Source organism: Chryseobacterium sp. AG844, assembly GCF_003182335.1.
GTDB lineage: Bacteria > Bacteroidota > Bacteroidia > Flavobacteriales > Weeksellaceae > Chryseobacterium > Chryseobacterium cupriresistens.
The window spans coordinates 1-25,615 of the sequence record NZ_QGTV01000001.1; the positions used below are offsets into that span (position 1 = coordinate 1).

26 protein-coding genes are annotated in these 25,615 nt (G+C 36.7%); 9 read left to right on the forward strand and 17 right to left on the reverse strand.

The features are described 5' to 3' along the window. Positions 1-319: 319 nt before the first annotated feature. Entirely contained in the window at positions 320-961 is a 642-nt protein-coding gene (pdxH, locus tag DEU40_RS00005) for a pyridoxamine 5'-phosphate oxidase (protein WP_110007965.1), read from the reverse strand. Positions 962-985: 24 nt separating this feature from the next. Here pdxH and DEU40_RS00010 point away from each other — a divergent pair, with 24 nt between their 5' ends. Together DEU40_RS00010 and DEU40_RS00015 are read left to right on the forward strand one after the other, a co-directional pair. Then, positions 986-1,534, forward strand: a complete 549-nt coding sequence (locus tag DEU40_RS00010; protein ID WP_110007966.1) for a YqgE/AlgH family protein — start codon at positions 986-988, stop codon at positions 1,532-1,534. Positions 1,535-1,637: 103 nt separating this feature from the next. Further along, a complete protein-coding gene (locus tag DEU40_RS00015; protein WP_110007967.1) occupies positions 1,638-2,222 on the forward strand; it encodes an N-acetylmuramoyl-L-alanine amidase in 585 nt (194 codons plus the stop codon). 85 nt (positions 2,223-2,307) lie between these two features. Here the strand turns inward: DEU40_RS00015 and DEU40_RS00020 are convergent, their stop codons facing one another. From DEU40_RS00020 to DEU40_RS00070, 11 genes are all read right to left on the reverse strand, one after another. Next, positions 2,308-3,123 carry an aminotransferase class IV gene (locus DEU40_RS00020; RefSeq protein ID WP_110007968.1) on the reverse strand — a complete coding sequence of 272 codons (816 nt, stop codon included), beginning with the start codon at positions 3,121-3,123 and terminating at the stop codon, positions 2,308-2,310. 78 nt (positions 3,124-3,201) lie between these two features. Next, positions 3,202-3,588 carry an START-like domain-containing protein gene (locus DEU40_RS00025; protein WP_034696870.1) on the reverse strand — a complete coding sequence of 129 codons (387 nt, stop codon included), beginning with the start codon at positions 3,586-3,588 and terminating at the stop codon, positions 3,202-3,204. 188 nt (positions 3,589-3,776) lie between these two features. Beyond that, positions 3,777-4,952, reverse strand: a complete 1,176-nt coding sequence (locus DEU40_RS00030; protein ID WP_110008302.1) for an aspartate aminotransferase family protein — start codon at positions 4,950-4,952, stop codon at positions 3,777-3,779. Between the two features lie 96 nt (positions 4,953-5,048). Further along, a complete protein-coding gene (locus tag DEU40_RS00035; RefSeq protein ID WP_110007969.1) occupies positions 5,049-6,788 on the reverse strand; it encodes an OstA-like protein in 1,740 nt (579 codons plus the stop codon). Between the two features lie 3 nt (positions 6,789-6,791). Further along, positions 6,792-7,265: a Fur family transcriptional regulator gene (locus DEU40_RS00040; protein WP_002976876.1), complete on the reverse strand. Its 474-nt coding sequence runs from the start codon at positions 7,263-7,265 to the stop codon at positions 6,792-6,794. A 64-nt stretch (positions 7,266-7,329) separates the two neighbouring features. Continuing rightward, positions 7,330-9,324 carry a KUP/HAK/KT family potassium transporter gene (locus DEU40_RS00045; RefSeq protein WP_110007970.1) on the reverse strand — a complete coding sequence of 665 codons (1,995 nt, stop codon included), beginning with the start codon at positions 9,322-9,324 and terminating at the stop codon, positions 7,330-7,332. 114 nt (positions 9,325-9,438) lie between these two features. After that, positions 9,439-10,419: a pyruvate dehydrogenase complex E1 component subunit beta gene (locus tag DEU40_RS00050; protein ID WP_110007971.1), complete on the reverse strand. Its 981-nt coding sequence runs from the start codon at positions 10,417-10,419 to the stop codon at positions 9,439-9,441. A 100-nt stretch (positions 10,420-10,519) separates the two neighbouring features. Then, on the reverse strand, positions 10,520-11,137 hold the full coding sequence (locus tag DEU40_RS00055) for a hypothetical protein (protein ID WP_110007972.1): 618 nt from the start codon (positions 11,135-11,137) through the stop codon (positions 10,520-10,522). Between the two features lie 2 nt (positions 11,138-11,139). Continuing rightward, on the reverse strand, positions 11,140-11,637 hold the full coding sequence (locus DEU40_RS00060) for an RNA polymerase sigma factor (RefSeq protein ID WP_110007973.1): 498 nt from the start codon (positions 11,635-11,637) through the stop codon (positions 11,140-11,142). A gap of 100 nt (positions 11,638-11,737) precedes the next feature. After that, on the reverse strand, positions 11,738-12,157 hold the full coding sequence (locus DEU40_RS00065) for a DUF2147 domain-containing protein (protein WP_110007974.1): 420 nt from the start codon (positions 12,155-12,157) through the stop codon (positions 11,738-11,740). 149 nt (positions 12,158-12,306) lie between these two features. Then, a complete protein-coding gene (locus tag DEU40_RS00070; protein ID WP_110007975.1) occupies positions 12,307-14,235 on the reverse strand; it encodes an LTA synthase family protein in 1,929 nt (642 codons plus the stop codon). Between the two features lie 89 nt (positions 14,236-14,324). Between DEU40_RS00070 and DEU40_RS00075 the strand changes: the two genes are divergently transcribed. The 5 genes from DEU40_RS00075 (at position 14,325) to DEU40_RS00095 (ending at position 17,436) form a co-directional block, all read left to right on the forward strand. After that, positions 14,325-15,038 (forward strand): CDP-alcohol phosphatidyltransferase family protein, encoded by a 714-nt coding sequence (locus DEU40_RS00075; RefSeq protein WP_110007976.1) that lies wholly within the window; start codon positions 14,325-14,327, stop codon positions 15,036-15,038. 40 nt (positions 15,039-15,078) lie between these two features. Then, complete coding sequence (locus DEU40_RS00080; protein ID WP_110007977.1) at positions 15,079-15,843, forward strand: 3'-5' exonuclease; 765 nt, start codon at positions 15,079-15,081, stop codon at positions 15,841-15,843. 2 nt (positions 15,844-15,845) lie between these two features. Further along, the gene (locus tag DEU40_RS00085) at positions 15,846-16,244 is read left to right on the forward strand and encodes a DUF2007 domain-containing protein (RefSeq protein WP_110007978.1); all 399 of its coding nucleotides are present in this window, start codon (positions 15,846-15,848) and stop codon (positions 16,242-16,244) included. A gap of 89 nt (positions 16,245-16,333) precedes the next feature. Next, positions 16,334-16,939 (forward strand): fumarylacetoacetate hydrolase family protein, encoded by a 606-nt coding sequence (locus DEU40_RS00090; RefSeq protein ID WP_110007979.1) that lies wholly within the window; start codon positions 16,334-16,336, stop codon positions 16,937-16,939. Between the two features lie 59 nt (positions 16,940-16,998). After that, positions 16,999-17,436, forward strand: coding sequence for a universal stress protein (locus DEU40_RS00095; RefSeq protein WP_062673831.1), 438 nt, complete (start codon positions 16,999-17,001; stop codon positions 17,434-17,436). A gap of 83 nt (positions 17,437-17,519) precedes the next feature. Here the strand turns inward: DEU40_RS00095 and DEU40_RS00100 are convergent, their stop codons facing one another. After that, positions 17,520-17,753 (reverse strand): DUF6341 family protein, encoded by a 234-nt coding sequence (locus DEU40_RS00100; RefSeq protein WP_002976854.1) that lies wholly within the window; start codon positions 17,751-17,753, stop codon positions 17,520-17,522. A 42-nt stretch (positions 17,754-17,795) separates the two neighbouring features. Here DEU40_RS00100 and DEU40_RS00105 point away from each other — a divergent pair, with 42 nt between their 5' ends. Together DEU40_RS00105 and DEU40_RS00110 are read left to right on the forward strand one after the other, a co-directional pair. Next, complete coding sequence (locus DEU40_RS00105; RefSeq protein WP_110007980.1) at positions 17,796-18,701, forward strand: DUF6427 family protein; 906 nt, start codon at positions 17,796-17,798, stop codon at positions 18,699-18,701. Between the two features lie 6 nt (positions 18,702-18,707). Beyond that, the gene (locus tag DEU40_RS00110; protein ID WP_110007981.1) at positions 18,708-19,292 is read left to right on the forward strand and encodes a DUF3109 family protein; all 585 of its coding nucleotides are present in this window, start codon (positions 18,708-18,710) and stop codon (positions 19,290-19,292) included. 78 nt (positions 19,293-19,370) lie between these two features. On the opposite strand, the gene DEU40_RS00115 is transcribed toward DEU40_RS00110, so the two are convergent. From DEU40_RS00115 to DEU40_RS00130, 4 genes are all read right to left on the reverse strand, one after another. Beyond that, positions 19,371-22,214 (reverse strand): M16 family metallopeptidase, encoded by a 2,844-nt coding sequence (locus tag DEU40_RS00115; RefSeq protein ID WP_110007982.1) that lies wholly within the window; start codon positions 22,212-22,214, stop codon positions 19,371-19,373. Positions 22,215-22,628: 414 nt separating this feature from the next. Then, entirely contained in the window at positions 22,629-23,315 is a 687-nt protein-coding gene (locus DEU40_RS00120; RefSeq protein ID WP_110007983.1) for a hypothetical protein, read from the reverse strand. A 235-nt stretch (positions 23,316-23,550) separates the two neighbouring features. After that, positions 23,551-24,885: a trigger factor gene (locus DEU40_RS00125; RefSeq protein ID WP_110007984.1), complete on the reverse strand. Its 1,335-nt coding sequence runs from the start codon at positions 24,883-24,885 to the stop codon at positions 23,551-23,553. A gap of 138 nt (positions 24,886-25,023) precedes the next feature. After that, positions 25,024-25,611, reverse strand: coding sequence for a hypothetical protein (locus DEU40_RS00130; RefSeq protein ID WP_110007985.1), 588 nt, complete (start codon positions 25,609-25,611; stop codon positions 25,024-25,026). Between the last annotated feature and the right edge of the window lie 4 nt (positions 25,612-25,615).

Consider the following 25,615-nt stretch of genomic DNA (forward strand, 5'->3'; position numbering starts at 1 on the left):
TATTTTATTTAAAAATAAAACTTTTTACCAGATAGATTTTGAAGAAAGTAGGGTAAAAATCAAAGACGTTCACCCTACGCAAGCTAACTCAAGGTCGCTTTTATAAATATAAATGTATAAAAAATATTTGGAAGTTAACACAGAATCTAAAGCCGATATCATCATATCTAATAAAAATAAGCGGGCTAAAGCCCGCCTCTATTGATATTACAAATTTTATATTTTCTAGTGGCTTATCTCCTATTGAAAACCGCCACTTCTAACTTCTAACTTCTAACTTCTAACTTCTAACTTCTAACTTCTAACTTCTAACTTCTCATTATGGAGCCAGTCTCGAGATTTTCCAGTCAAGATCTTCAAGCTCATAAATAATCCTGTCATGAAGGCGATTGGGTCTTCCCTGCCAGAATTCAATTTCATAAGGTCTGGCAAGATATCCGCCCCAGTGAGCTGGCCTTGGAACTTCCGTATTTTCATACTCCTTTTCCAGCTCTTTTAATTTATCTTCCAGAAATTCTCTATTGGGAATCTCCTGGCTTTGCGGAGAGACCACAGCGCCGAGCTGGCTTCCTTTCGGCCTGGAATGGAAATAACCGTCGCTAAGGTTTTCTGCCACCTTTTCAAGATCAGCTTTGATGATAATCTGCCTTTCAAGATTAGGCCAGAAAAAATGCAGGCAGGCTTTATGGTTGTTTTCTATTGCTTTTCCTTTTCTGCTGTTATAATTGGTATAAAAAATAAATCCTTCGTGGGTATATGCTTTAAGCAATACCATTCTTGTTCTTGGGCACCCATCTTCTTCCACTGTAGAAACCGCCATAGCATTAGCTTCTGAGATCATCAGGCTCTCATTGGCTTCCAAAAACCAGTCTCTGAACTGTTCAATTGGATTTTGTTTTATCTCACTTTCAATAAGTTGGGATTTCTCGTACACTTTTCTTCTGTCGTGCAGGTTTTCCATAAATATTTTTTATTAAATTTGAGTATGAATCACTCATACAAAGGTAAAATATTAATCTCGACACCCGACATTTCCGGCGATATTTTTTCAAGATCGGTAGTATTGGTTATTGAACATAATGAAAGTGGTGCATTTGGTTTGATATTGAATAAAAAGAACAGCCAGATGAGTAGCAAATTCAAAGATTTTTTTGACTTTAAAATTGAGGTATATGATGGAGGACCTGTGGAAAACGACAAGGTATTTTTCATTGTAAAAGGCAAAAGAGTTACAGAGATCTATACAGACATTACAGATGAATACTATCTTACAGAAGATATCGAACGGATCATTAATGCGGTTTTAAGCAGTGAACTGGATATCAACCATATCAAAATCTTTTCAGGATATTCCGGATGGTCTTCTCATCAGCTGGATACTGAAGTTCAAAGGAAAATGTGGACAGTAGTGGATGTTTATAATCTTGATTATACGCTTCCAAACGATCAGACACTCTGGAAATCTATCATGCAGAATCTTGGAGGAGAATTCCTTCTCTGGGCCAATTCTCCTGAGGATATTTCACTGAACTAAAAGTATATTTTTCACACCACTCTGATAATTAACAAATTTTAAGATTCTATTAACCAATTTTAAAGAAAGTTTTTCCGTTCTTTGAAAAACTAAAATCACTGATATGAAAGGTATTACACTACTTGCTTTATCAATATTTTCTACAGCGTTTTTATCATTTACTCCTATCAGCAAAAAATACATTGTCATTGATGCCGGACATGGCGGAAGTGATTTTGGGGCTGCTTATGGTGAAATTCTGGAAAAAAATATTGCATTAAGCATTGCAAAGGAAATCCGGAAGATCAATGAAAACCAGCATAAATATGAGGTTATTTTAACAAGGGATTCAGACAGTTCTCCCACTCTTGCTGAAAGGACTGCTCAGATCAATAAGCTAAACCCTGAAATGGTCATTTCTCTTCACGTTAACAGTTCTCCTCAGAAAGAAAGATCTGATAACGGATTTGAAGTTTATGTTCAGAATTCTGACATATCAAAGGAATTGGCCGGAAAAATCTATAAAAAATTTAATGCCCGTAAAGTTGAAGAACGCCAAAATCTTCACATGCTGAGAGAAACCAAAGCACCTGCTGTATTGGTAGAACTTGGCTTCATTAATAATTCTGATAACAGGAATTATATTACCAGTGAGAAAGGGCAGAAAGAAATCGCACAAAAATTTGTTGAGATTATCAACGAATATTAAATAAAGAAACAATTTCTGATTTTACTCAGAATAAAACCCGGTAAAGGACTTCTGGAACTTTGTTGTTTACCGGGTTTGTCAATTTTTATGAATTAAAACTTTTCTTCCAGCTTTCTACCAATCCGGAGAAACGCGAGGTTTCAAAAGTCTTGTTTCTTATCTTACCTACAGAAAACATACCTTTCTCATCAGAAATCATTAAAATTTCTTCAGCCTTCTGAGATTCAAATGCGATAATCTCGTGTTCCTGAATATCAGCAAGATTATTTTTATGTAAAAAAGTAACAATGTTTTCCATCAAAGGAGAAATGTAAGCTCCTTCCGTCTGCTTTGGTACTTTGATAACATCACCTTCTAAAAAGAGAAGATTTCCGGCAGTGGTACGCGCTATTCTTTTGTTTGGATTCAGAAGGATCACATCGTCAAGATCATTTTCCTGCGCATAGATCACTCCGTAAATATTTTCCGGACAGTGAACCCGGATATTGCTCAAAAGGTTGTTATTAACATTAATTTCCTTAATCAAATCCAATTCCAGAGGTCTTTGATGAACAGCAAGCACATCAGCCATTTCCGTCACCTCATAAAAATAAGAAACAGAAGATTTGGCCAATGTCATTCCATCATTATTTCTGAACACCTGGAAATTGATAATTCCATTGCTTATGCCTTTGCCTTCAATAATTTCTTTTTGAAAAAGGGTCTGGAAAAACTCCAGTGTGTAAGTCAAAGGAATATTCAGTCTCATCTTTCTCATGGAAGCCATTAGAAAAAAATAGCATTCTTCGTCCATGATCAATCCACCATTTCTTAGAAAGAAAGAAACTTTTACTGAGTCTCCCCAAAGAAAAGCTCTGTTCTTTACATGTAACTCGTCTGATGTAAAATATTGATTTTCCAAATTTTGATGTAATTTATTTACAAAAAAATAATGAACGATAAATCGTTCATCAGTTTTATCATTTCATATAGCCCGGTATTATGCCGCACCTAGTTTTATTCTAAGGTTTTCGATAAGATTTTCCCAATACATTGCATTTTCCTCTTCATCACCTTCTTCACAGAAGTCTGTAATATTTAGAGCCAGATCTTCTGTAATATCATCAATTGTGATAGTCATTTCAAAGAAATTTTTTGTTCCTTCATCTTCTTCCCATCTGAAACGCACGAAACCTTCAGGCTTATATCTGATCAAAGTGGCCTTCTCAGCAGGACCTCCACCCCAGCTAAAAAAGAAATCATCGCCTTTCTCTGTTACCTCATCCGCAAACCATTCAGACAATCCCTCTGCAGTCGCCAGATATTCATATAAAATCTCTGATAAACAGTGCATTGGAAATTCGTAATGGACTTTATGTTTCGCCATATAATCTTTGTTTTATCGTCCCGCAATATATAAATTAATTTTTTTATTACGCAAAAAAACAATTACTTTTTTATAGAATCTGCATGATATTTATCACTGGCTTTACATCCCTGTGATGGTAAGTTTTAAAGCTAAAAACTACCATGTAAAACATAAAAAAATCTCTCCTTTACAGAGAGATTTTATTTTTAATTTTCATTCAGTATATCGATAATAATCTGACATCCTTCTCTTATTTCATCCAGAGATAATGTAAGAGGCGGAGAGATTCTCAGATATTCATTTCTGTACAGCTGCCAGAAAACAATAAGTCCTCTTTCCATACATTTTTTAGCTACTTCCAGTGTGTATTCAGGAGTTCCTAAGTTGACGGCAAGCATCAGCCCCTTACCGTTGATATTTTTTATTTTAGGATGAACCAAAAGTTCTCTGAACAATTTCTCTTTTTCCTCTACTTCGTTCATTAAACCGCTTTCCAGCACTTCTTTCAATGTAGCATAGCTTGCCGCTGCAATGAGTGGATTTCCTCCAAAAGTAGTAATGTGGCCCAATTTAGGAGAATGTGAAAGCGTTTCCATGATTTTTCCGGAGCTCATAAAAGCTCCCACCGGAACTCCGCCTCCCATTCCTTTACCCATCACAAGAATATCCGGAACAATTCCAAAGTGTTCAAAAGAAAATAATTTCCCTGTTCGTCCGAATCCCGGCTGTATTTCATCCAGAATCAGAAGTGCTCCTACTTCTTCACATCTTCTCTTCAGTTTGATCAGGTAGTCGTTATCCGGCACTAAAAACCCTGCTGCTCCCTGAATGGTTTCAAGAATAACACAAGCCGTCTTCTCTGTAATTTTACCAAAGTCTTCTTCATTGTTAAATTCAATAAAAGAAACCATCGGTAATAAAGGGCGGAATTCCCTTTTGTGGGTTTCATTTCCTGAAACGCTTAAAGCGCCATGGGTATTTCCATGGTAAGAGTTTTTAAAGGAAACAATTTCTTCTCTTCCGGTATATCTTTTGGCTAGTTTTAAGCTTCCGTCAATGGCTTCTGCACCGCTGTTCACAAGATAAGTAACTTCTAAAGGATCTGGAGTAGCTTCTGCAAGCAATCTGCATAATGCGACAGGTTTTTCCTGTGCATATTCGCCATACACCATGACGTGAAGGTATTTATCGGTCTGTTCTTTGATGGCATCCACAACTTTAGGATGTGAATGTCCCAGCGTATTGGCAGAAACTCCTGCCACAAAGTCAAGATATCTTTTTCCGTTTGTACCGTAAATATAGCTTCCTACCGCTTTCTCCACTTCAAAACCAGCAGCAAATTTTGTGGTTTGTGCCTGATATGTAAAAAAATCTTTATGCATTTCCATTGTCTCCAAAAATTTCAGCAAAGCTATAAAAGATTCATTAAACGTTAAAATTAATCCACAAAAAAGACCAGCACTTTACTGGTCTTTCCGTTATTTTCTGGTACGTTTAGGTTTTTTAGCTTCTTCTTTGGCCTTTTCATCATCTATGGCTTTCTGTGCTTTATCGAAGAGCTCATTATCTGCTGTATATTGTATTTCTTCATTATTCGGAGTGTCTACAAGGATGTCCTGCCATTTCCGGATCCGGTCTTTGGTATTCCAGTTAAAATCCGGGAACTTTCTTTTTGACGGCTCTATCATACTCATCGGATAGGTATCGGAAACAGCTCCGATACTGCAGGAAATAATCTGTAATGCTCTTTCTTCAAACAATGCTCCGATAATTCCGCAGGTAGACAAGGTAATCCCTATTCTTTCCGGTTTTTTGGTTTCCTGATCGGTATCATCAACATAGACGATAGATTGGGCGTTTCCAACTACTCTTGCTTCTTTAATAGCATTTTTCTCATAGTACACCGTCATGAATTTCCCTTTCACCTGATTGAACTCATCTTTCAGGTTCAGGGAGTCTACTTTACTGATGGCAAAAGCATTTCCTATTACTTTTAAGGAGTCAATATCTTCTGTCTTGGTATTGAAGTAGGCTTCTACTTTATCTCCGGTCACCTGCTTTTCACCACTCCAAAGAATCGGGTTGGTATACATATGCATGATTCCGTCTGTTTCATTGAAAGCAATGGAATCTGCTCTTCCCTGTGCATTGGATTTATAAATACGGGCTTTTTTGAAGGCTCTAAGATAGCTTTTCTTCACTTTGATATCCAGTGAGTCCGGTCTTTGATAAGAGATAATTTTTTCTGCAGCGAAATAAATGGAGTCTTTTTCCATCACTTTTACAGCATACGGACTTTTGGTCATCATTGCAGAGTCTTTTTTCTCAAAAATTTCTCCGTATCCTCCTTTTATGTATCTTCTTTCTTTAGGATCATCCAGGGTTACATTGCCTGTTGCTTTACCAAACCCTGAAATCTGATTGTAGTACATATCATCACCGGTAAGGATTTTTTCATTGTAAAATATCCTTGAGTTTTTGGTTAAATACGCCTCCTTGGAATCCATTTTATAGGTTCCTCTTTCCGTATAGATTCTGTTTCGTGGATTGGTTTTGCTGGTAATGGTTGTAGGACCATTAAAATCGGCAATTTTTGTGTTTTGATTTTGCTTGATATTTGGACCTTCTATAGTATACTGAGGGGTTTCAATCTTTACATTTCCTGTAAGGTCAACTACTCTTGTATTGAGAAAATAAGTTCCTACTTTAGCATAGGTAACATTCTGGCCGTCCGAGATCGTTCCTCCTGTATTAAAATACGCCTGATTAGCCAGCCTGTCATAATACAGAATATCTGTTTTTATGGTCTGTTTAGGATCCGTCAGGACCACATTTTTTCGGGCAATACCTTTCTGGGTATTGGCATCATATTCCATTTCTCCTGCCGTGATTACAGAGCCGTCTGTATTTTGAAGTCTTGTATTGCCTATTGCTTTTACAAAGTTTTCTTCATTATACAGAACAACTTCATCCGCAGTAAGAATGGAGCCCTGATGTTCTATCTGAACATGGCCGGTAAAATATTGATTCCCGTCGTATTTTTCAGGATCTTTCTTGATTTCGTCTGCGTGGATGATCTTTACTTTATCTTCAGGTCTCACCTGTTGAGGCTGAGTGGGTGAAGGAGCCTGCAGATAAGGATCTCTCTTCACAGGAGTTTTATCCTGCGCAAAGTTGAGCGTAGAAATAAAGAGTAACAGAAAAAGGGCTATTCTCATTAATTAGTCATTCTTAGTGCCATAGAAGTATAGCGAATGAGAATCAATTTTTACGCCAAATGCTTCTTCAATGGCTTCTTTGATTCCTTGGATTCTTGGGTCACAGAATTCAATAATTTCCTCAATCTCTTTATCAGAGTCTTTTTTGTAGATCACCAGGTGGTCATGCTGTTTGTCAAAATAAGACTTTTCATAAGACGAAGAAGTCAAGGTCTTTTCTCCGAACTGATGCTTACGGATTAAACCTGCATCAAGGAAAATTTCAATCGTGTTGTAAATCGTTGCTTTGGAAACGTGATATTTCTTCTGCATCATCAGAAGATACAGATCATCAACATTGAAGTGATGATCCATATTATAAATTTCTTCCAATATCGTATATCTCTCAGGTGTGTTTCTGAACCCTTTTTCTAATAAGTAGTTTCTCAAAACATCCTTGATCAAAGCTATATTTTTTTCTTTTTGTATTGTATCCATTAAAAAAATTATCTACAAATTTATTGAATTTTATTTAAATAGATAGTATGGTTAATACGGGTGGCTACGAGTTGTGACGGAAATACCCGGACTGCTCGATCTTATTGTCATAAACTGTTAATTCTGTGATCGGAGCAGATTCCACTTCAACATTGTGCGAAGATACTCCCCAGGCCTTAAAGTCGTCACTTCCGATATACTTCACAAAATTGTAAATGTTAAGAGTAATCTTCTGTTTAACAGTTAAAAGGATATCGTTGATATAGGTGTTATCTATGATCACATATTTAAGATCCGGCGGTATATCATGAGCTCTTAAAGATGGATGGCTGCTTCTTGAAGGAATGGTTCCGTCCGCCATTAAGTCTTTAAGGACCATATTAAAATAATCGTTGATTCTTCGGTCTACTTTAAATCCTAAAAGGAAATTGATCTTATAGACGGTTCCCGGAAGAATCTCATCTACAGTATATCTGAAAGTATAGGGATCTTCCTGGTTTACGATGCTCAGGATAAAATAATGATCTGCTCTTTTCGGCTGTTTTTTGATGATGGAATAGATAATTTTGGATTCCACTTCATCATTTCTTTTTGCCCTGCTCAGGTAAGCAAGGTTGGTAGCATATTTCGGAATAGTTTCGTCCAGCTTCATGTCTTTTAGGATAGATACATATTTTTCTATTTTCACAAACTGGATAAATCTTGTTTTGATCAGTCTTCCGTTATACCATGCATACATAGAAACTCCGATAGAACCGGCCAATACAACAGTAATCCATCCACCTTCCATAAATTTGATGATGTTGGCACTGAAGAATCCTAATTCGATAGCCATGTAAACCATTGCGAAAACCAGAATCAGGACCTTGCTTACTCTGTGTTTCAGCAGCCAGAATACTAATAAAACGGTGGTCATCAACATCGTTACGGTAATGGAAAGTCCGTAAGCGGCTTCCATTTTTCCTGATTCTTTGAAATGCAGAACGACAATGATACACAGGATAAGAAGTCCCCAGTTGATTCTTGGAATATACATCTGTCCTTTTACTCCGGAAGGGTAATCAATTTTCTGATTCGGCCAAAGATTAAGAGACATTGCTTCTGAGAATATGGTGAAAGAACCCGTAATCAATGCCTGGCTGGCAATAATTGCAGCGGCTGTTGCTAAAATTACTCCCGGAATGATCATCCATTCCTGCATGATTCCGAAGAACGGGTTTATTACAGAGAAACCTGGTTTGTTATGATTGGTCAGAAGCCATGCGCCCTGTCCAAGATAGTTTAGAATAAGCATGATCTTAACGAATGCCCAGCTTACTCTGATGTTTTTAGCTCCGCAGTGCCCCAGGTCAGAATACAGTGCTTCTGCTCCGGTAGTACAAAGGAAAACCGCTCCTAAAATAACAATGGCACTCGGAGAGTTCACAATAAGCTTATAAGCGTAATAAGGGTTGAAAGATCTTAAAATCTCAAAGTTTTCACTTAAATGCATTACTCCAAGACCTCCCAATACCAGGAACCAAACTACCATTACCGGACCAAAAAACTTTCCGATAAAGCTGGTCCCGAACTGCTGTACCACAAAAATGGCAATCAGAATTCCGATGGTGATTGGAACAACAGGAGTATGGGGATTATAAATTTCAAGACCTTCAATAGCTGACATTACCGTCAGTGATGGGGTAATTACTCCGTCTGCAATAAGTGCCGCGGCACCAATAATCGCAATAAGGTACAGCCATCCTTTTTTAAGGTTTCTTACCAGTGAAAACAAGGCAAGAATACCTCCTTCACCTTTGTTGTCTGCTCTCAAAGCAATGATCACATATTTGATTGTGGTCTGCAAAGTAAGGGTCCAGATAATACATGAAAGAGCTCCTTCTATGTATTCATTGAAAGGCATATTGCTTCCCTGGGATCTTGCATTCACAATTGCTTTCATTACGTAAAGCGGAGAGGTACCAATATCTCCAAAAACAATTCCTAGAGACACTAAAACTCCTATGAAGGAAAGTTTCTTTATGTCGAAGTGGTAGCCATCTTCTGTAACTTCTGCCATATCAGCTTAATTTATTTTAAAGGCGCAAATTTATACTAATTTTATGACGTCAAGAATTTTTCTTCATGAATATAATAAATGAAAAAACTTCCTTTCGGAAGTTTTTTTCTATAACTATTTTACGTACATCGCTTTTTTGATCTCCTCTTTTACTTTTTCAAGTTTTGGGAACCATTCTGCAAATAATGCTGCAGAGTAAGGTGCAGGTGCATCAGGAGTAGTAATTCTCTTGATAGGAGCATCTAAATAATCAAATGCTTTTTGCTGTACCATATAAGTAATTTCTGAAGATACTGATCCGAATGGCCAGGCTTCTTCTAAAATAACCAGTCTGTTTGTTTTCTTTACAGATTCTAAAATTGTATCGAAGTCAAGAGGACGAACAGTTCTAAGGTCGATAACTTCTACAGAGATTCCTTCTTTAGCCATATCTTCTGCTGCCTGTAAAGCCAGCTTCATGATCTTTCCGAAAGAAACCAGAGTAACGTCTGTACCTTGTCTCTTGATATCTGCTTTTCCTATTGGTAAGTAGTATTCTTCTTCAGGGATTTCCATTTTATCTCCATACATCTGCTCAGATTCCATGAAAATAACAGGGTCATTATCCTGGATCGCTGTTTTCAACAATCCTTTTGCGTCATAAGGGTTAGAAGGTACCACCACTTTAAGCCCAGGGCAGTTGGCAAACCAGTTTTCAAATGCCTGAGAGTGAGTAGCTCCTAATTGTCCTGCAGAAGCAGTAGGACCACGGAAAACAATTGGACAATTCCACTGTCCGCCACTCATCTGACGGATTTTCGCTGCGTTATTGATAATCTGATCAATTCCTACCAGTGAGAAATTGAATGTCATAAATTCTACGATGGGTCTGTTACCATTCATTGCAGCTCCCACAGAGATTCCTGTAAATCCAAGTTCTGCAATCGGTGTGTCAATTATTCTTTTTGGACCAAATTCATCCAGCATTCCTTTTGAAGCCTTATATGCACCATTATATTCTGCAACTTCCTCCCCCATCAGGTAGATGGATTCGTCTTTACGCATTTCCTCGCTCATTGCCTGTGCAATTACCTCACGAAAAGTATATTCTGCCATATTTTCTTGAAAAATTTAGACTACAAAAGTAGTGTTTTTTTATTATACACATCATAAAAAGGTATTTCATTTGAACAGGAAGTTTTAATATTGATATTATTTAAAACAGCTTTTCTTCATGGCTACTCAATTCTCTGTAATTTTTTCTCAGATCTGTTAAAATTTTTCCATAGGTGATTTTATATATTATAAAGAGAAATAATAAAGCGATCAGCAGGAAAAGACCAAAATTGAGGTAATTGGCAGTTACCAGTGTAAGCTTGTCAGGATCTGTAAGTTCAGTATTGACATGGTGCTTTGTATTCCATCCATCTTTAAATCCAGCCATAAAATCTCTGGTATTATGATCAAAATGAATGATCCCATCTGCAGCAGCCAAGACCAAAGAAATACATGCATAGCCTAAAATAAGGGTTCTCAGATTCAGAATATTTTTCATTAAGGATATGCTGCTCTGTCCTGCTTTCAGTTTCCGAAACAGTATAATGACCATCGTTATAAAAGCTAAAAATATCCCTACTCTCACATAAGGAAACTGCTCATCCAGATAGCCGTAGAGCGTCCACAGAATTACTTCAACGGTTCCGATGAGCAATAAAGTTTTGGTAATGGAAACAGATTTATGTTTGATCATTTCATCAATTTCTTTTTCGGAATATTCTTTGAAATCCCCAGATTCCTTATTCCAGTCTTTTTTCAGTAATTCCAGTTCGTCCATCGTTATTCTGCAATGATTTTGGTTTTCAAATTATTTTTTGCCCTGTTCATTTTCACTCTTGCATTTCCTTCCGTTATTCCGAGAATCTCTCCTATCTCTCTGTAAGATTTATCTTCTAGATACATCATAATTAACGCTTTTTCCACATGAGACAGTTCGTAGATCGCTTTGTACATTTTTTTCAGCTTATGTTCATTATCTTCATCTTCTTCGTATTCCATTGTGAGAGAGGAGACATCAATATCTACAGTCCGGCGTTCATTTTTTTTAGGCTTTCTGAATAAGATAATGGCTGTATTCAAGGCAACCCGATACATCCAGGTAGAAAACTTAGCTTCACCTTTGAACCCTGAAAAAGATCTCCACAACTGGATCGTAATTTCCTGAAAAAGATCTTCATGATCTTCTGCGTTGTCAGTATATATTTTACATATTTTATGAACCAGTCTCTGATTGGGCTTAAAAAATTCGATAAATGTTTTTTCCTGTTCGGTGCTCATACCCTATAAGTGGGAAGTTTTGATTTTCGTTACAGTATTTTTCAAAAAAGACGGTATTTCATTACTGAAATACCGTCTTTAAATTCTGTTTAAACTTATATTAATTCGCTTTCTCCCAAACCTGGGTTCTTCCTAATAAAGATAATCCTAAGTACCCTCTTACATTCAGTTTATCACCGCTTCTTGTGATGGTACATTTGTATGTTTTTCCTGTTTTAGGATCCGTGATGGTTCCTCCTGTGAACTCATCACCGTCTTTTTTCAGTCCTCTGATGATTTCCAATCCTAAAATTGGTTTTCCTTTTCTGTCATCTTTACAAGCCGTACAGTTTGATTCAGCTGGTTTTATTAATAACTGAGAAACTTTCCCATAGTATTTTCCGTCTGATTTTTTGTACACTTCAACAATAGATTTTGCCTGTTTTGTCTCATCATCTATCGTCTTCCACTTACCTTCTATCTGTGCAAATGTAAGTACACCACATAAAGAAAGTGCGAACGTTAACAATATTTTTTTCATATTTCTTATAGTTTTAATTTTAATACAATATTCTTATCTACGTATTGATAAAAATATAAATTAATTTTCAACGAACAAAAACTTTTATTATACAAAGCATAAAGAGACAAAGAAAAGTAAAAAATCAATCCAAAATTGCCTCTTTCTCCTTAATAAAGTTTCCTGTTAATCACCCTATCCATATAGTCCTGATACCAGGCCTTTGCAGTTTTCTTTCCTTGTTCTGTTTCAGGATTTTTAACTTCATTCATGATATTTTTTTCCAGGCTCAGATCAGATTTATCATATACTCCAATGATTTCTTTTCCGTCAAAACGATAAATATAATTTCCGATCATAAACTGATCCGTACTTCCGTCTGAGTTGACTACAATGAAAGGATATTTTTTGTCACTCACGAGACTTCTTCCCCAGCTTCTGATTGGTTTGTTGTACCCGATAAGGTCAGCCAGTGTAGGATAGATATCTGCCTGCTGCGCAATTTCCTCACTGACTCCTTTTAACTGATAGGCAGGATTCGGAGAATAGAAAACCAACGGAACAGCATAACGGTTCATGGCTCTTTCATATTCCGGATAATAGACCTGGTTGGTATGATCTCCTGTGAAAACAAAGATCGTATTATTATACCACGGCTGCTTTTTAGCTGTTTCAAAATATTTTTTGATCGCATAATCCGTATACTGCATCGGCTCATGGATTTCTATTTTTCCCTTTTTAAATTTACCGTTATATTTTTCAGGGATTTTAAAAGGGTGATGGGATGATGCAGTAAATACAGTAGTCATAAAAGGCTGCTTCTTTCCGACGTTTTTCGCAAAATACTGAAGGAAAGGTTCATCCCAGATGGCCCACATTCCATCAAAATCTTCGTCATGATTATATTCTGTTTTCCCGAAATAATGTTTAAATCCTAAGATATTTCCGAATCCAAGGAATCCCATAGAACCATTAGGCGCCCCATGATAGAAAGAAGTATCATAGCCAAGATCATTACATACGGAAACAATGGACTGAATTTTCTGATTGGAATACGGAGACCCTGTAAACGCATCCGTCAGGCTCGGAATTCCGGCCAATACACTGCTCATCCCATGAATAGACTGTCTTCCGTTTGCAAAAGTATTTGGGAAAATAAGACTTTGATTAGCTAAACTATCCATAAACGGAGTATAAGAAACGTAGTCTTTAATATTTTTGTCTTTATTAAAGGCTCCTGAATACTCTCTTCCGAAAGATTCTACAATGAAAATAACAATATTGGGACGGTTCTCCACTTTCCTGTCGTATACTTTATAGGGCTGAACATTTTCTTCGATAAACTTTTCATCTACAAAATGAACTTCCTTGAAATTATTGGTATTTAAAGTCCTGAAAAAGGAAAATGTACTATTGAGCACCATATTTCCCTGCAGAGGATTGGTTACAAAACGGGTTGCATCCACCATATTAATCGGTCTGGTACTGTGTTTAAAATCTCCTCTGATTCCTCCCACAACCAGCACCGCTGTGATACAAAGTGTAAGAACGGAAGTGATAAAGTAAGGAAGCAGTTTCGCAGGTTTCACCTCTTCCACTTTTACCCTTTTGTAAAGGAAAACCCATAAAATCATCAACACAATGAACCAAATCAGTACAAAAGGATGCTGCCCGATAGAAATCATCAGCACTTTAGAAATATTAGATTCGTGCTCAGCAACCTGAAATACTGCCGAAGTAAGCCTTGCCTGTGAAAATTTATAGTAAATAAAATCTCCGAAGTTCATCGCATAAGCAATCCCGTTGGTAATAAAGTACAGCCAGAAAAGAACTTTCTGAAAAACTTTCTTTGTGTTGATGACCAACGGCAGTAAACTAAGCAATATAAACAGTGCATTAACATACAAAATGGCTGTGGTATCAAAAGCAGTACCATGGAAAGCCAGCTTTATATATTCTGAAACGGAGTCTACTTTAATCAGATCTTTATTAAAATACCAGAATAAAAGTCTGGCAATCTGATAAAAAACATAGGCCAGAAAAATCCTGTAAACCAATGCCAGAACTTCCTGTTTTCTAAATCCTTTTAAAAATTTCATGGAGCAAATTTACATCAAAATCACTTTAATGCCTTTTTTAGTTCAGATTATTTTGAGTTAGAATTTTTAAAAACTGTAATTTTGTGTTTATGGATTTTATAAAGAATAATCTGGCCAATGCCTTAACCCTGGCTAATTTATTTGCAGGCTGTGTAGGTGCAATACATTTAATTTTAGGAGATTATCAGACAACGGCAATCTGCCTTATTCTCTCTTCGGTTTTCGATTTTTTTGACGGCTTTGTAGCCAGAGCTTTAAAATCAAACTCCAATCTTGGCCTTCAGCTGGACTCGCTTGCGGATATGGTAAGCTTTGGAGTGATCCCGGGACTTACGATGTATAAAGCCCTTGAACCTTTTGGAGCTGAGCTTTTGGGAATGCATTTCCCATTTGAGATCAAGTATCTGGGACTCATTGTCACTGTATTTTCCTGCCTGAGGCTTGCCATTTTCAATCTGGATGAAGAGCAGCGTTATTATTTCAAAGGGTTGAATACACCTACCAATACCGTTTTACTGTTCGGTCTTTATTATGCCTTTAAAGAAACCGGAAATTTCAGCTTTTTGTTTGATCATGAATTGTTACTGATTCTGCTCACTCTTCTCACGTCATGGCTTCTGATCAGCCCAATCAGGATGATGGCTATGAAATTCAAATCAAAACAATTAAAAGATAACTACCCTAAAGTTGTATTACTGGTGGGAGGAATTGCTATTCTTGCGATATTCCAGGTTGTTGGAATTCCAATGCTTGTTATTTATTATATGCTGGTATCTCTCATTTTTCAGGGACAGCTAAAATAATTATTAAAATAAAACACATTTCAAATTATTAATCATTAACATGAATTTAAAACTCCATAAACCGCTTTGTATTTTTGACCTGGAAACCACAGGAACCAATATTGGAAAAGACAGAATTGTTGAAATCTGTATCTTAAAAGTAAACCCGGATGCCTCAAGAGAGAGCAAAACATGGCGTGTAAATCCTGAAATGCCGATTCCAAAAGAATGCAGTGAAATCCACGGGATCTATGATGAAGATGTAAAAGATGCTCCTACTTTCAGGGATATTGCCGCTAAAATTATGGAAATGATTTCAGGAAGTGATCTGGGAGGATTCAATTCCAACAGGTTTGATGTTCCGCTTTTGGCTGAAGAGCTTTTAAGAGTAGGAATGGATTTTGATCTGAGTAAATTCAGACTGGTGGATGCACAGACTATTTTCCATAAAAAAGAGCCCAGAAATTTAGGTGCAGCTTACCAGTTCTACTGTGGAAAAACATTGGAAAATGCCCACACTGCAGAAGCTGATGTAATGGCAACGTTTGAAGTTCTTGACGCTCAGGTTGGAAAATATGATGATATTCCTAATGAAATAGCACCGTTAAGTGAATTTACATTCCATAATAAGAATGCAGACCTTGCCGGATTTATCGGATATAACGAAAAAATGGAAGAAGTTTTCAACTTTGGAAAATATAAAGGACAGGGCGTGAAAGCGGTATTCCAAAAAGACTTAGGATATTTCGGGTGGCTTCAGAACGCTGATTTCCCGTTGTATACCAAAAAGATTTTTACAAAAATTCAATTATCAAGCAGGTTTTAAAAATGTCTGATCTGGTTCGTTTTAAATTTTATGAAACTGCCCTTGAAGCTAACAGGGACAAGCAGATACTGGCTGAAAACGGTATCAACAGTTTCATTGCGAATGAGCAGCTCATCCAATCGGATTGGCTTCTGTCTCAGGCAGTAGGCGGTATCCAGCTTCAGGTATTTGAAGAAGATATGGAAAGGGCCCGGCAGATTCTGCAGGACTATAAAGACAATGAGCAATACTCGCTGGAAGTAGAACATACCATTGAAGATCCCGAGTTTGATTTTGTCTGCCCGAAATGTGGTTCCAATCATATTTACAGGGATGACAGTGCTACCAGTTTCTTTGGAATTTCTTTTCTGACGAGCCACAAATTCAAATGTTACTATTGCGGGAATGAGTTTACCCACTAATCTATTCAGGACTCAATAGTCTTAAACGATCTAAAAGATTGCTTCGTCCCTCGCAATGACGGGGTTAAAAAAAATATAAAAAAAGAGTTATGAAAATAATCTGCATAGGAAGAAACTACAGTGAACACGCGAAAGAATTGGGAAATGAAATTCCTGAGAATCCTGTTATCTTTATGAAACCGGATACCGCTGTTTTAAAAGGAAATGATTTTTATATTCCTGAATTTTCCAATGATATTCACTACGAGCTTGAAGTGGTATTAAAAATTTCAAAGGGAGGAAAATATATTCAGAAAGAAACAGCGCACAAGCATTATGAAGAAATTGGCCTGGGAATAGATTTCACAGCCAGAGATCTTCAGAGCGAACTGAAATCAAAAGGGCTTCCATGGGAGCTTGCCAAGGGTTTTGACGGTTCTGCTGTGGTAAGCAGTTTCTTTAAAAAAGAGAACTTCAGTCTTGAAAACCTTCAGTTTTCGTTATTAAAAAATAAAGAAAAAGTACAGGATGGCAATACGAAGGATATGATGTTCAATTTTGATGATATTATAGCTTTTGCTTCTCAGTATTTTACGTTAAGGGTAGGTGATCTTATTTTCACAGGAACTCCAAAAGGGGTTGGCAAAGTAGAAGAAAATGATATTCTGGAAGCTTATCTTCAGGAGGAAAAAATCCTTGATATCCGAATATTATAAGTATTTAATATTAAAATCTGACAAATTTTTCCTATCTTTAGGTAACAAAATTAGAGGTTATGATAAATATTGTATTACCCGTAGATTTTGGGGACAAGACAGACCAATTGGTAGACGGTGCCATAAAATTTGCAAAACAGCTTAACGGCAGAATTTACCTGATCCACGTAGCGCCATCAGATATCGGCTTTGCTATTGGTGACATGGGATTTCAATATTTTCCGGAAGTGGAAGCCAATGAAATCAGGGAAGAGCTGGTGCAGCTTAATAAAATTGAGCAAAGAATCATCAGCCATGATATTGATTGTGAACACCTTTTAAAACAGGGGCTTGCAAAAGATATTATTCTGGAACATGCAAAAGCCAAAAATGCTGATTATATTGTGATGGGATCACACGGCAGAAGCGGAATTTATGATGTATTCGTGGGAAGCTTAACCAAAGGAATAACGAAAAGTTCAAGTATTCCTGTTCTGGTACTTCCGATTCACGACTAAGAAAAAGAAAATTTTAATCGTTAGTAATAAAAAAACCGATCAAACCTATTGTTTGATCGGTTTTTTACTATATAACCAATTAATTAACCTTCTTTTTTGTAGATATTCGGATCGTAGTAAGGGTGCTTACCTTCCGTTGGAGAATAATAGTCTTTATCTTTATCGCCACCTAGTGTAACCACCAGTACGTAGCACCAATAAGTGAATAGTACACAGCAAACTATAAATAGAATCCAGTTTAAAACATTACCGAAAGCATCAAAGAAACCGAAAGACCATTTGAAAACTTTGCTTAAGAATAGAAAGAAAGACGTCATTATTTTCCTTTTTTAAATTAACTTTGTACAAATTTATAAAAAATGTTTAAATTACTTTCAAAAGAAAGCAATATTTTTTCAATTCCTGTTTATATTGGTTTTCTTCTTTTAGTAGTCATAATATTTAACATACTGAATTTCAATACTTACGAAGCCATAGTTGCCGGAATAACTTTTCTGGGAATTGCTTTGGGATATTTTTGTTTTCACAGTGTTGCCCTTAATTATCAGACCCATCTGCCCTTATTTTTATACACCTTTTTTATTTTCGGACTGTATCCCGGAAATCTGGATATAGGAATTGCAGTTTCTCTGCTTACCAACTCTTTCCTTATCCTGCTTCTGACGAGTGCAGATGAAGATATCAGGAAAAAATCCTATGTATTGGTAGGATCTATTGTAGCCCTGAACTTTATTTTTCTTCCTACCACCTGGCCAATGGCTGTTTTTGTGATCATTCACGTGATTGCAACCTCCGCCAAAATCGGGTTGAATCTTTTCAGATTCCTTCTGGGGATTGTTCTGATTACATTCAGTTATTTTTCTGTCATGTATTTCGTTCAGTTCACTTCATGGAATATCGATTATTTTCCGTTTGGAAAAATGAAGCCGGTAACGGATTACACGGAACTTCTTCCGCTGATTCCTGTGGTTCTGATGCTTATTTATGCAGTGTACGACCATTTTAAAAATTATAACAAGAAAAGTCCGATAAGCAGATATAAATACACTTTCCTGCTGGTCTTTTCAGTAGCACAGCTTGTTACCATCATTCTATATATGAATAAAAGCTATGAATATCTGCTGCTTCTGGCATTTCCTTCAAGTATTATTCTGAGCAGAATGATGAGATTTTTACCTAAATACTGGATGCGTGAAGCCAGTGTTTGGCTTATTATTATTAGTTTACTGACCTTCAAAGCGGGTACAGTTTTTGATTTATTTTAGAAAATTATGATTCAGATAGACGATAAATTGATTTCTGAGGAAATTTTTTCCGAAGAATTTGTTTGCAACCTTACGAAATGTAAAGGTGCATGTTGTGTGGAAGGAGATGTGGGAGCTCCGTTGGATAAAGACGAGCTTGAAATATTGGACAGTATTTTTGACAAAATAAAACCTTACCTTACTCAGGAAGGTATTAAAGCCCTTGAAGAACAGGGAACATGGACTACTGATCCACACGACGGAATGTATGTTACTCCAATGGTGGAGAACCGCGAGTGTGCCTATGTAACCTTTGATGAAAAAGGAATTACCAAATGTGGTATTGAGAAAGCATATGAAGATGGTGCAGTAGACTGGCAGAAACCTATATCATGCCATCTTTACCCAATCCGTGTTACGGAATATTCTTCATTTACCGCATTGAATTATCATGAGTGGAATGTATGCAGCGATGCCTGTACGCTTGGAAAAGAACTTCAGGTTCCTGTGTATAAGTTTTTAAAAACTCCACTGACGAGAAAGTATGGTGAAGAATTCTATACTGTTCTGAGCGAAGCTGCTGAAGAATGGAAAAAAGAGTATGGTTCTTAACCGATACGTATTCGAATGAAATAATAAAAACCGCAGCTCTCTCTGCGGTTTTTTATTTTTGTTGACAATAAAAATGAATTAGTTCGTTGTACTTCCTTTTTCGGTTTCATTTTTTTTAACATTCTCCCAACCGTCTTCAGGCATAAGTATGGCTACATTTTTTTCTTTTGTCAGATATTTCCAGGCAACATCCTGAAGGTCTTTTACCGTAAGTGCTTTTACTTTGTCCGGGTAATTCAGAATATTATATTGATCACTTCCGTCTAATTGATTTTGAGCAATTCCCTGTAACCAGAATCCATTGTCTTTAAGACTTGTTTTATATTCATTGTATTCTCCTTCTTTGTATTTATCAAGATCTTTTTGCTCAGGACCCTTGTCTATCAGTTTTTGTAGTTCGGCCACTGCACTTTTTGTAAGCTGATCCACATTTTCAGGACCACAAGGGAAATTAACACTAAAATCATAAGCACTGTAAGGAATTTTACTGAAGCTTCCGCTTGCACCTCCGCCGTAAATACCACTTTCGTCTTCTCTCAGTTTTTCGAGAACTTTAATCGTAGCGACCTCTCCAAGAGCTGAAAGCGCCATAGCTTCCTTCTCATTATAAGGCGCTTCTCCGCTGTAAGAAATTGTGACAAGGCTCTTCGGTTCTTTTCCTTTTTTATAAACCTTTGTATATCCTCCTTTCACTGGTCTGTAGCCTGTATCTTTAAATGTAGACGATTTTCCTGTAGCAGGAAGGGAAGCAATATACTGCAGGATCTCACTTTTAAGCTGCCCTTCATCTATATTCCCCACAAAATAGAAATGAAAATTACCTGCATTGGCAAATTTATCTTTGTAAATATCATATGCTTTTTTATAATCTGTATTCGCCCAGTCTTTTTCGGTAGGTTCAAGGCCGGTAAATCTTGGATTCTTCTGATTGATAAATTTGGAATATTCACTGGAGAAATAGTATTCCGGATCAGAATCCACATTCGCCAGCATGGCAGATTTCTTTGTTTTATAGGTGTTGAATGATTCCGGGTTATAATTTAAGTCTGTAAAGCAGGCATAGATCAGTTCCATGGCAGTCTTAAGATCTTTTTTCGAACTTGTTCCTGAAATACCTTCTGTAAGGCCACCGACATAAGAGCTTACACTCACCTGTTTTCCTGCAAGATAGTGAGCAAGATCTGTCTTTGAAAGCCCTGCTAATCCGGCTTCCAGTAAAGCATCAAATGCAAATTTTGTTTTATTGTAATCGGCATCCGGAATGACAGACAGTCCTCCGAGGCTTATTGCTGCAAAAACAATCTCATCATCTTTAAAATCTGTTTTCTTGAAAGTAACTTGAGCTCCGTTGTTCAAAGTCCATGTGGTCGTTCCTAATTTGGCGTCTGCTTCTGTTTTAGTAATTTTCCCTTCGGATTTAAAAGGTTTTATTAAGCTTTCAGTTTTCTTTTTTTCTTCATAAGGTTTAAGATCAGCCACTTTCACAGCATCAAATGTCTTCAGAACCATCGCCTCTGTTGGCATGGTAATACCTTCCTTTTTTGGACCTGTAATAATAATGACCCTGCTGTCATTCTTTACCCGCTTTTTGATAATTTCATTGGTCTGTTCCAGCGCTATGGACGGAAGAACTTCTTTAATATGTTCATATCCCCAGGTAATTCCAGGTATTGGCTCATGTCTCAGGAAATGGTTCACGTAGCCATCGATAAGTTCACCGCTTAGGTTTTTGTCTTTGTTGTTGTAAGCCCATTCATAAGAGGAAAGCATTCCGGCTTTTGCCCTGTCCAGTTCAGATTGGGTAAATCCGAATCTTTTTGCTCTTTCCACTTCTTCCAAAAGGACTCTCAGTGCATTCAGCTGATCGCCGTCTTTTGTAGCTGCGGCACCCTGAAATGCTTCTTTGTTTCTTGCGTAAGTTCCTCCATGGTATACTGAACCATAAGTAAAAGGAGGATTTGGAGAATTAACCAGTTCTGCCAGCCTGCTGTTCAGCATAATATTCACAAGGCCTTCAACAATACTTTTATCATATTGCTGCACTGTTACATCCGGCTGGTATACTTCAGAATCTTTGATGATAAACTGCACTCCTGAACCCGTAGCATCAGGATCAGTCTCAATAGCTACCAGTGCTTCTTTATGATTCGGAAGATCAAATGATTTTCTTTCTCTGGGTTTTGAAGGATTTTTATATTGGCTGAAGTTATTCCTGATCTTTTTCTCTATTTCATCCACATTGATATCTCCTACTACCACAATTGCCATCAGATCCGGACGGTACCAATCCTGATGAAACTTCCGGATAAGATCAGGTCTGAAGTTTTCCAGCACTTCCTTTTTACCGATAGGAAGTCTTTCTGCGTACTGAGATTGGTATAAAAGCTTTGGCAGGTATTTATCCATCATTCTCTTATCCGGTCCGAGACCTAATCTTAGCTCTTCCAGTACAACTCCTCTTTCTTTATTGATTTGTTCGTCAGAAAGTGTTGCATTAAATGCCCAGTCTTCCATTACTTTCAGACCGGCATCCAGATTTCCAGGTTTATCCAACGGGACAGGAAGCATGTAGACAGTTTCGTCAAAGCTGGTGTAAGCATTAAGGTGCTGCCCGAATTTTACCCCGATAGATTGTAAAAAGTCTACTAATTTATTGTCAGGAAAATTTTTGGTTCCATTGAAGTTCATATGCTCCATAAAGTGAGCCAGTCCTCTTTGGTTTTCATCTTCAAGAATAGATCCGGCATTGATTGCCAGACGGAATTCTACTTTTTTTTCCGGTAAAATATTTTTTTTGATATAGTACTTCATTCCATTGGAGAGAGTACCGATTCTTACGGACGGATCCACAGGGATGTTTTGTCCATAGATATTGACAGACATCAGAAAGATGGCTGAAAACGAAGATAACATTCTTTTCATCTACATTATTTTTTGACCTTTCAAAAATATCAATTCTCCCAGTGACCGGGCTTTAGCAGAGGGTTAAATTCAAGTTAAAAAATTTAATTATTATAAAATGAAAGCAAATTGTTTCTTTTATATTGCTTATATTGATTTTTAATTAAAAACATTCATTAATTATTTAAAATAGACTAATTAAAAATAAGCTCATCTGATTCATTTTTCTTGAAATTGCGGTTAACAGATCCATATATACTTCTTTTAAACCCAAAAAACGATATAAAATACAACAGCCTAATTGTTTTGATTGAAAAAATTCAGTTTCTGAAACGCTGAAATAGTACATTAAGAAAACTTATCAGCATTCGGTTCATATTTCTACCATAAAAAAAACCGGGAATTCCCGGTTTTGATTACTTAAAAAGCATTTCCTTATTTAAAATCAGCATCCGTTACTCCGGAGTTGATGACTACTTTTGTAGTTTTAATGGTCATTTTCTGACCTCCGCCTTCAGCTTCCACTTCAGCAGGGAACTGTATTCCGTCTACAGCCATATAGCTTTTAATGGTTGCTTTACCTTCTCCTGCATCTGTCTTGTACAAAAGTCCTGTTCCCGCATCGAAATAGAATTTTCCTTTGTCTGAAGACAGGACATTATAATCTTTTCCGTCAAGTTTTTCTGTAGAAACAGTCTTGAAATTCGAAGCATCAAATGCTAAGGCATCCATTGGCTTTCCTTTTTTCAGGTCAGCAATTTTGTCAGCAGGAATATCTGTTTTAGTTCCCATCTGATCAAAATATCCTTTCTCACCGTCAAAAAGCTGCACCATTTCTTTTCCCATGAAGGATTGTACAGATTTGAATTTATTTCCTAATTTCTTAGTTGTCATTTGGATTTCCATTCCCTGCACAGCAACAGTGTTATCAGTAATGGTAGATTTTACAGCGTCTAGTTTATCTTTTCCACCTAGTGCTTTGAAATAATTATCAACAACCTCTTTAGGTGTAAGTTTTGATTGTACGGCTTCTGTTTTAGCAGATGCAGCCCCTTTCTTCTGAGCTGCTGCAGGCACTGAGAAAAGTACAGCGCAGAAAAATGGAATGATGATCTTTTTCATATTTATAATAAAGTTTAAAGGGTAAATATAGGAATATTGGCGGACATATAAATAAGTAATGAGTAATGAGCAATTAGTAATGATTGATAATTGATGAATGCTCTATGAGAACTTTGAAAACAAAAACCCGGCCAATTAGTTAACGAATACATCTGGCGTAATTCTTAGAAAAGATTTACAACAAAAAAAACCGCCAAAGAATTGACGGTTTTCAAATATTTATATCTGAGTATAATTACTTCTTAAGTTCTTCTAAAAATTCGTCGTGAGAAATTTTAGTTTCTTTTTTAGTCGCTTTTTCAAGAATTACATCTTTCAGTTTAGCCATAGCTACTTCAGAAGAAATTTGTCTTACCTGCTCCTGGTCTTTCAACATTTCAACAGCATATTTCTGGATTTCTTCATCCCCTAAGTGGTGGATTCCGTAGATAGCCAATTGGTTTTTCACCAATTGTTCTGCCTGAGCCAATACATCAGCATAGTCAAGGCTGATTTCGTTCTCAGTCATCAATTTACCTTCGATGATCTGATATTTCAACTGGTTTTTCTCAGCTTCAAGAATTTCTTTAGCCTGTTCTTCAGACTGGATATTCTGGTTAGAGAATAATAACCACTTCACAAGGAAAGATTCAGGAAGTTTTACTTCTTCTTTCTCAGTTACCTGCTCCAATACTTTATTCACAAAGTGAACATCAGCATTCTGCTGGAAATACTCGTCTAATTCAGTTTTTACTTTATCTTTAAGCTCTTCTTCAGACTTGATGTTTCCTTCTCCGTATACTTTGTCGAAAAGATCCTGGTTAAGCTCAGCTAAGTTTAATGAATAGAAATCTTTTACTTTAACTTCTATCTCATTGTGGTGCAGGTGCTCAACTTCTTCTTTGCTGAATCCTAATTCTTTAGCTAATTCTTCGTCACCTGCAAGAGTTTCTTTAGTCACTTTTACAGATTCATCCATTTTCAAACCTTTTACCAACTTGAAAGCTTCTTTGTTTTCAGCTGTAATAGTAAGGTTTTTTGGGTGGTGGTGGTGCTCACCTTCAGCATCTTCTTCCACAACCTGAGAAACTTCTAAAGCAATGTAAGAATCTTTAGTGATTTTATCTTGAGGAACCTGCTCAGCGAAACGCTTCTGCATGTTTTCAATGCTCTTACCGATTTCTTTGTCAGAAGCTTCTACTTTGTAGTGAGGAGCTTCATATTTAGCTAAATCTATAGTGAATTCAGGCTCAAATCCTACTTCGAAAGCAACTTCTAATTGATCAGCATTGTAATCGAATTCGTTTACTGGCTGAGGAACAGGCTGACCAACTAATCTTAGTTTGTTTTCATTAACATAGTTGTTTAAAGCATCAGAAACTTGTCTGTTGATTTCTTCAAATGCAATACCTGCTTCATATTGTTTTTTAACCATACTCAAAGGCACTTTCCCTTTTCTGAATCCAGGAACTTGCGCATTTTTAGCATAATTAATCAACTGCTTCTCTACTTTTTCTTTGTAGTCAGATTTTTCCAATGTTACTGTAAGCAATGCACTTACATCATCATGGTTTTGTGCGGTAACCTTCATTATTGATTAAAATTTTAGGTTGCAAAAATAGGAATTTTTTATGAAAAAAACTCATTTAAAATCAACTTATAAAGCCAAATATTGTTAAATAAAAAACCACCGGAAAATTCCGGTGGCCCAAACAAGATTAAAGGTATATTAATTAATAATATTATAGTTGGCCTCCGCGTCTGTTTCTCCTCCTGTATGAGTTCCGTAAATCACTCCGTTTCCACTTACAGCAGAAGCTTCAGAAACTGTTACCGGCTCATGGAACAATGTAAGAACCAGCTGACTAGGTGCTGAAGCATTTTTTACAGCGGTATTGACTGCCCATTTTGTTTTCAACCCAACACGGTTTCCATCATCTCTTTTGGAAGATTCATCATCTGTACGGGTTAAGGTGATATCTGAGTTAGGAAAATTATATACAAGGAAATGTTCATTTTTTGCGTCTTTAATTTCCTGAGTAGCATCTTCATCTCCGTTTTTGAAAATAACTTCTACATTATAAGTATGGCCATTGATCAGTTTAACATTAGGATTAGTAGTACTGTTCACCTGATAATCATAAACTACGGGAACTCCTGTAGCTTCATCCGTTACTCTTAAGAGAACATCTGACAATTCTTCCTGAGGAAGGTCATCTGCTTCATCATCGCTTCTGTTACACGATGTTAAGCTTAAAGAAACAGCTAAGAATAAAAGTCCTAAGATAAGTGTTGTATTTTTAAAAATATTTTTCATGTTT

Excerpts from the sequence above, each read along its gene's own strand:
- pdxH (WP_110007965.1), bottom strand. The coding sequence starts at position 961 with ATGGAAAACCTGCACGACAGAAGAAAAGTGTACGAGAAATCCCAACTT.
- DEU40_RS00010 (WP_110007966.1), top strand. The coding sequence starts at position 986 with ATGAATCACTCATACAAAGGTAAAATATTAATCTCGACACCCGACATT.
- DEU40_RS00015 (WP_110007967.1), top strand. The coding sequence starts at position 1,638 with ATGAAAGGTATTACACTACTTGCTTTATCAATATTTTCTACAGCGTTT.
- DEU40_RS00025 (WP_034696870.1), bottom strand. The coding sequence starts at position 3,588 with ATGGCGAAACATAAAGTCCATTACGAATTTCCAATGCACTGTTTATCA.
- DEU40_RS00030 (WP_110008302.1), bottom strand. The coding sequence starts at position 4,952 with ATGCATAAAGATTTTTTTACATATCAGGCACAAACCACAAAATTTGCT.
- DEU40_RS00035 (WP_110007969.1), bottom strand. The coding sequence starts at position 6,788 with ATGAGAATAGCCCTTTTTCTGTTACTCTTTATTTCTACGCTCAACTTT.
- DEU40_RS00040 (WP_002976876.1), bottom strand. The coding sequence starts at position 7,265 with ATGGATACAATACAAAAAGAAAAAAATATAGCTTTGATCAAGGATGTT.
- DEU40_RS00045 (WP_110007970.1), bottom strand. The coding sequence starts at position 9,324 with ATGGCAGAAGTTACAGAAGATGGCTACCACTTCGACATAAAGAAACTT.
- DEU40_RS00050 (WP_110007971.1), bottom strand. The coding sequence starts at position 10,419 with ATGGCAGAATATACTTTTCGTGAGGTAATTGCACAGGCAATGAGCGAG.
- DEU40_RS00055 (WP_110007972.1), bottom strand. The coding sequence starts at position 11,137 with ATGGACGAACTGGAATTACTGAAAAAAGACTGGAATAAGGAATCTGGG.
- DEU40_RS00060 (WP_110007973.1), bottom strand. The coding sequence starts at position 11,637 with ATGAGCACCGAACAGGAAAAAACATTTATCGAATTTTTTAAGCCCAAT.
- DEU40_RS00065 (WP_110007974.1), bottom strand. The coding sequence starts at position 12,157 with ATGAAAAAAATATTGTTAACGTTCGCACTTTCTTTATGTGGTGTACTT.
- DEU40_RS00070 (WP_110007975.1), bottom strand. The coding sequence starts at position 14,235 with ATGAAATTTTTAAAAGGATTTAGAAAACAGGAAGTTCTGGCATTGGTT.
- DEU40_RS00075 (WP_110007976.1), top strand. The coding sequence starts at position 14,325 with ATGGATTTTATAAAGAATAATCTGGCCAATGCCTTAACCCTGGCTAAT.
- DEU40_RS00080 (WP_110007977.1), top strand. The coding sequence starts at position 15,079 with ATGAATTTAAAACTCCATAAACCGCTTTGTATTTTTGACCTGGAAACC.
- DEU40_RS00085 (WP_110007978.1), top strand. The coding sequence starts at position 15,846 with ATGTCTGATCTGGTTCGTTTTAAATTTTATGAAACTGCCCTTGAAGCT.
- DEU40_RS00090 (WP_110007979.1), top strand. The coding sequence starts at position 16,334 with ATGAAAATAATCTGCATAGGAAGAAACTACAGTGAACACGCGAAAGAA.
- DEU40_RS00095 (WP_062673831.1), top strand. The coding sequence starts at position 16,999 with ATGATAAATATTGTATTACCCGTAGATTTTGGGGACAAGACAGACCAA.
- DEU40_RS00100 (WP_002976854.1), bottom strand. The coding sequence starts at position 17,753 with ATGACGTCTTTCTTTCTATTCTTAAGCAAAGTTTTCAAATGGTCTTTC.
- DEU40_RS00105 (WP_110007980.1), top strand. The coding sequence starts at position 17,796 with ATGTTTAAATTACTTTCAAAAGAAAGCAATATTTTTTCAATTCCTGTT.
- DEU40_RS00110 (WP_110007981.1), top strand. The coding sequence starts at position 18,708 with ATGATTCAGATAGACGATAAATTGATTTCTGAGGAAATTTTTTCCGAA.
- DEU40_RS00115 (WP_110007982.1), bottom strand. The coding sequence starts at position 22,214 with ATGAAAAGAATGTTATCTTCGTTTTCAGCCATCTTTCTGATGTCTGTC.
- DEU40_RS00120 (WP_110007983.1), bottom strand. The coding sequence starts at position 23,315 with ATGAAAAAGATCATCATTCCATTTTTCTGCGCTGTACTTTTCTCAGTG.
- DEU40_RS00125 (WP_110007984.1), bottom strand. The coding sequence starts at position 24,885 with ATGAAGGTTACCGCACAAAACCATGATGATGTAAGTGCATTGCTTACA.
- DEU40_RS00130 (WP_110007985.1), bottom strand. The coding sequence starts at position 25,611 with ATGAAAAATATTTTTAAAAATACAACACTTATCTTAGGACTTTTATTC.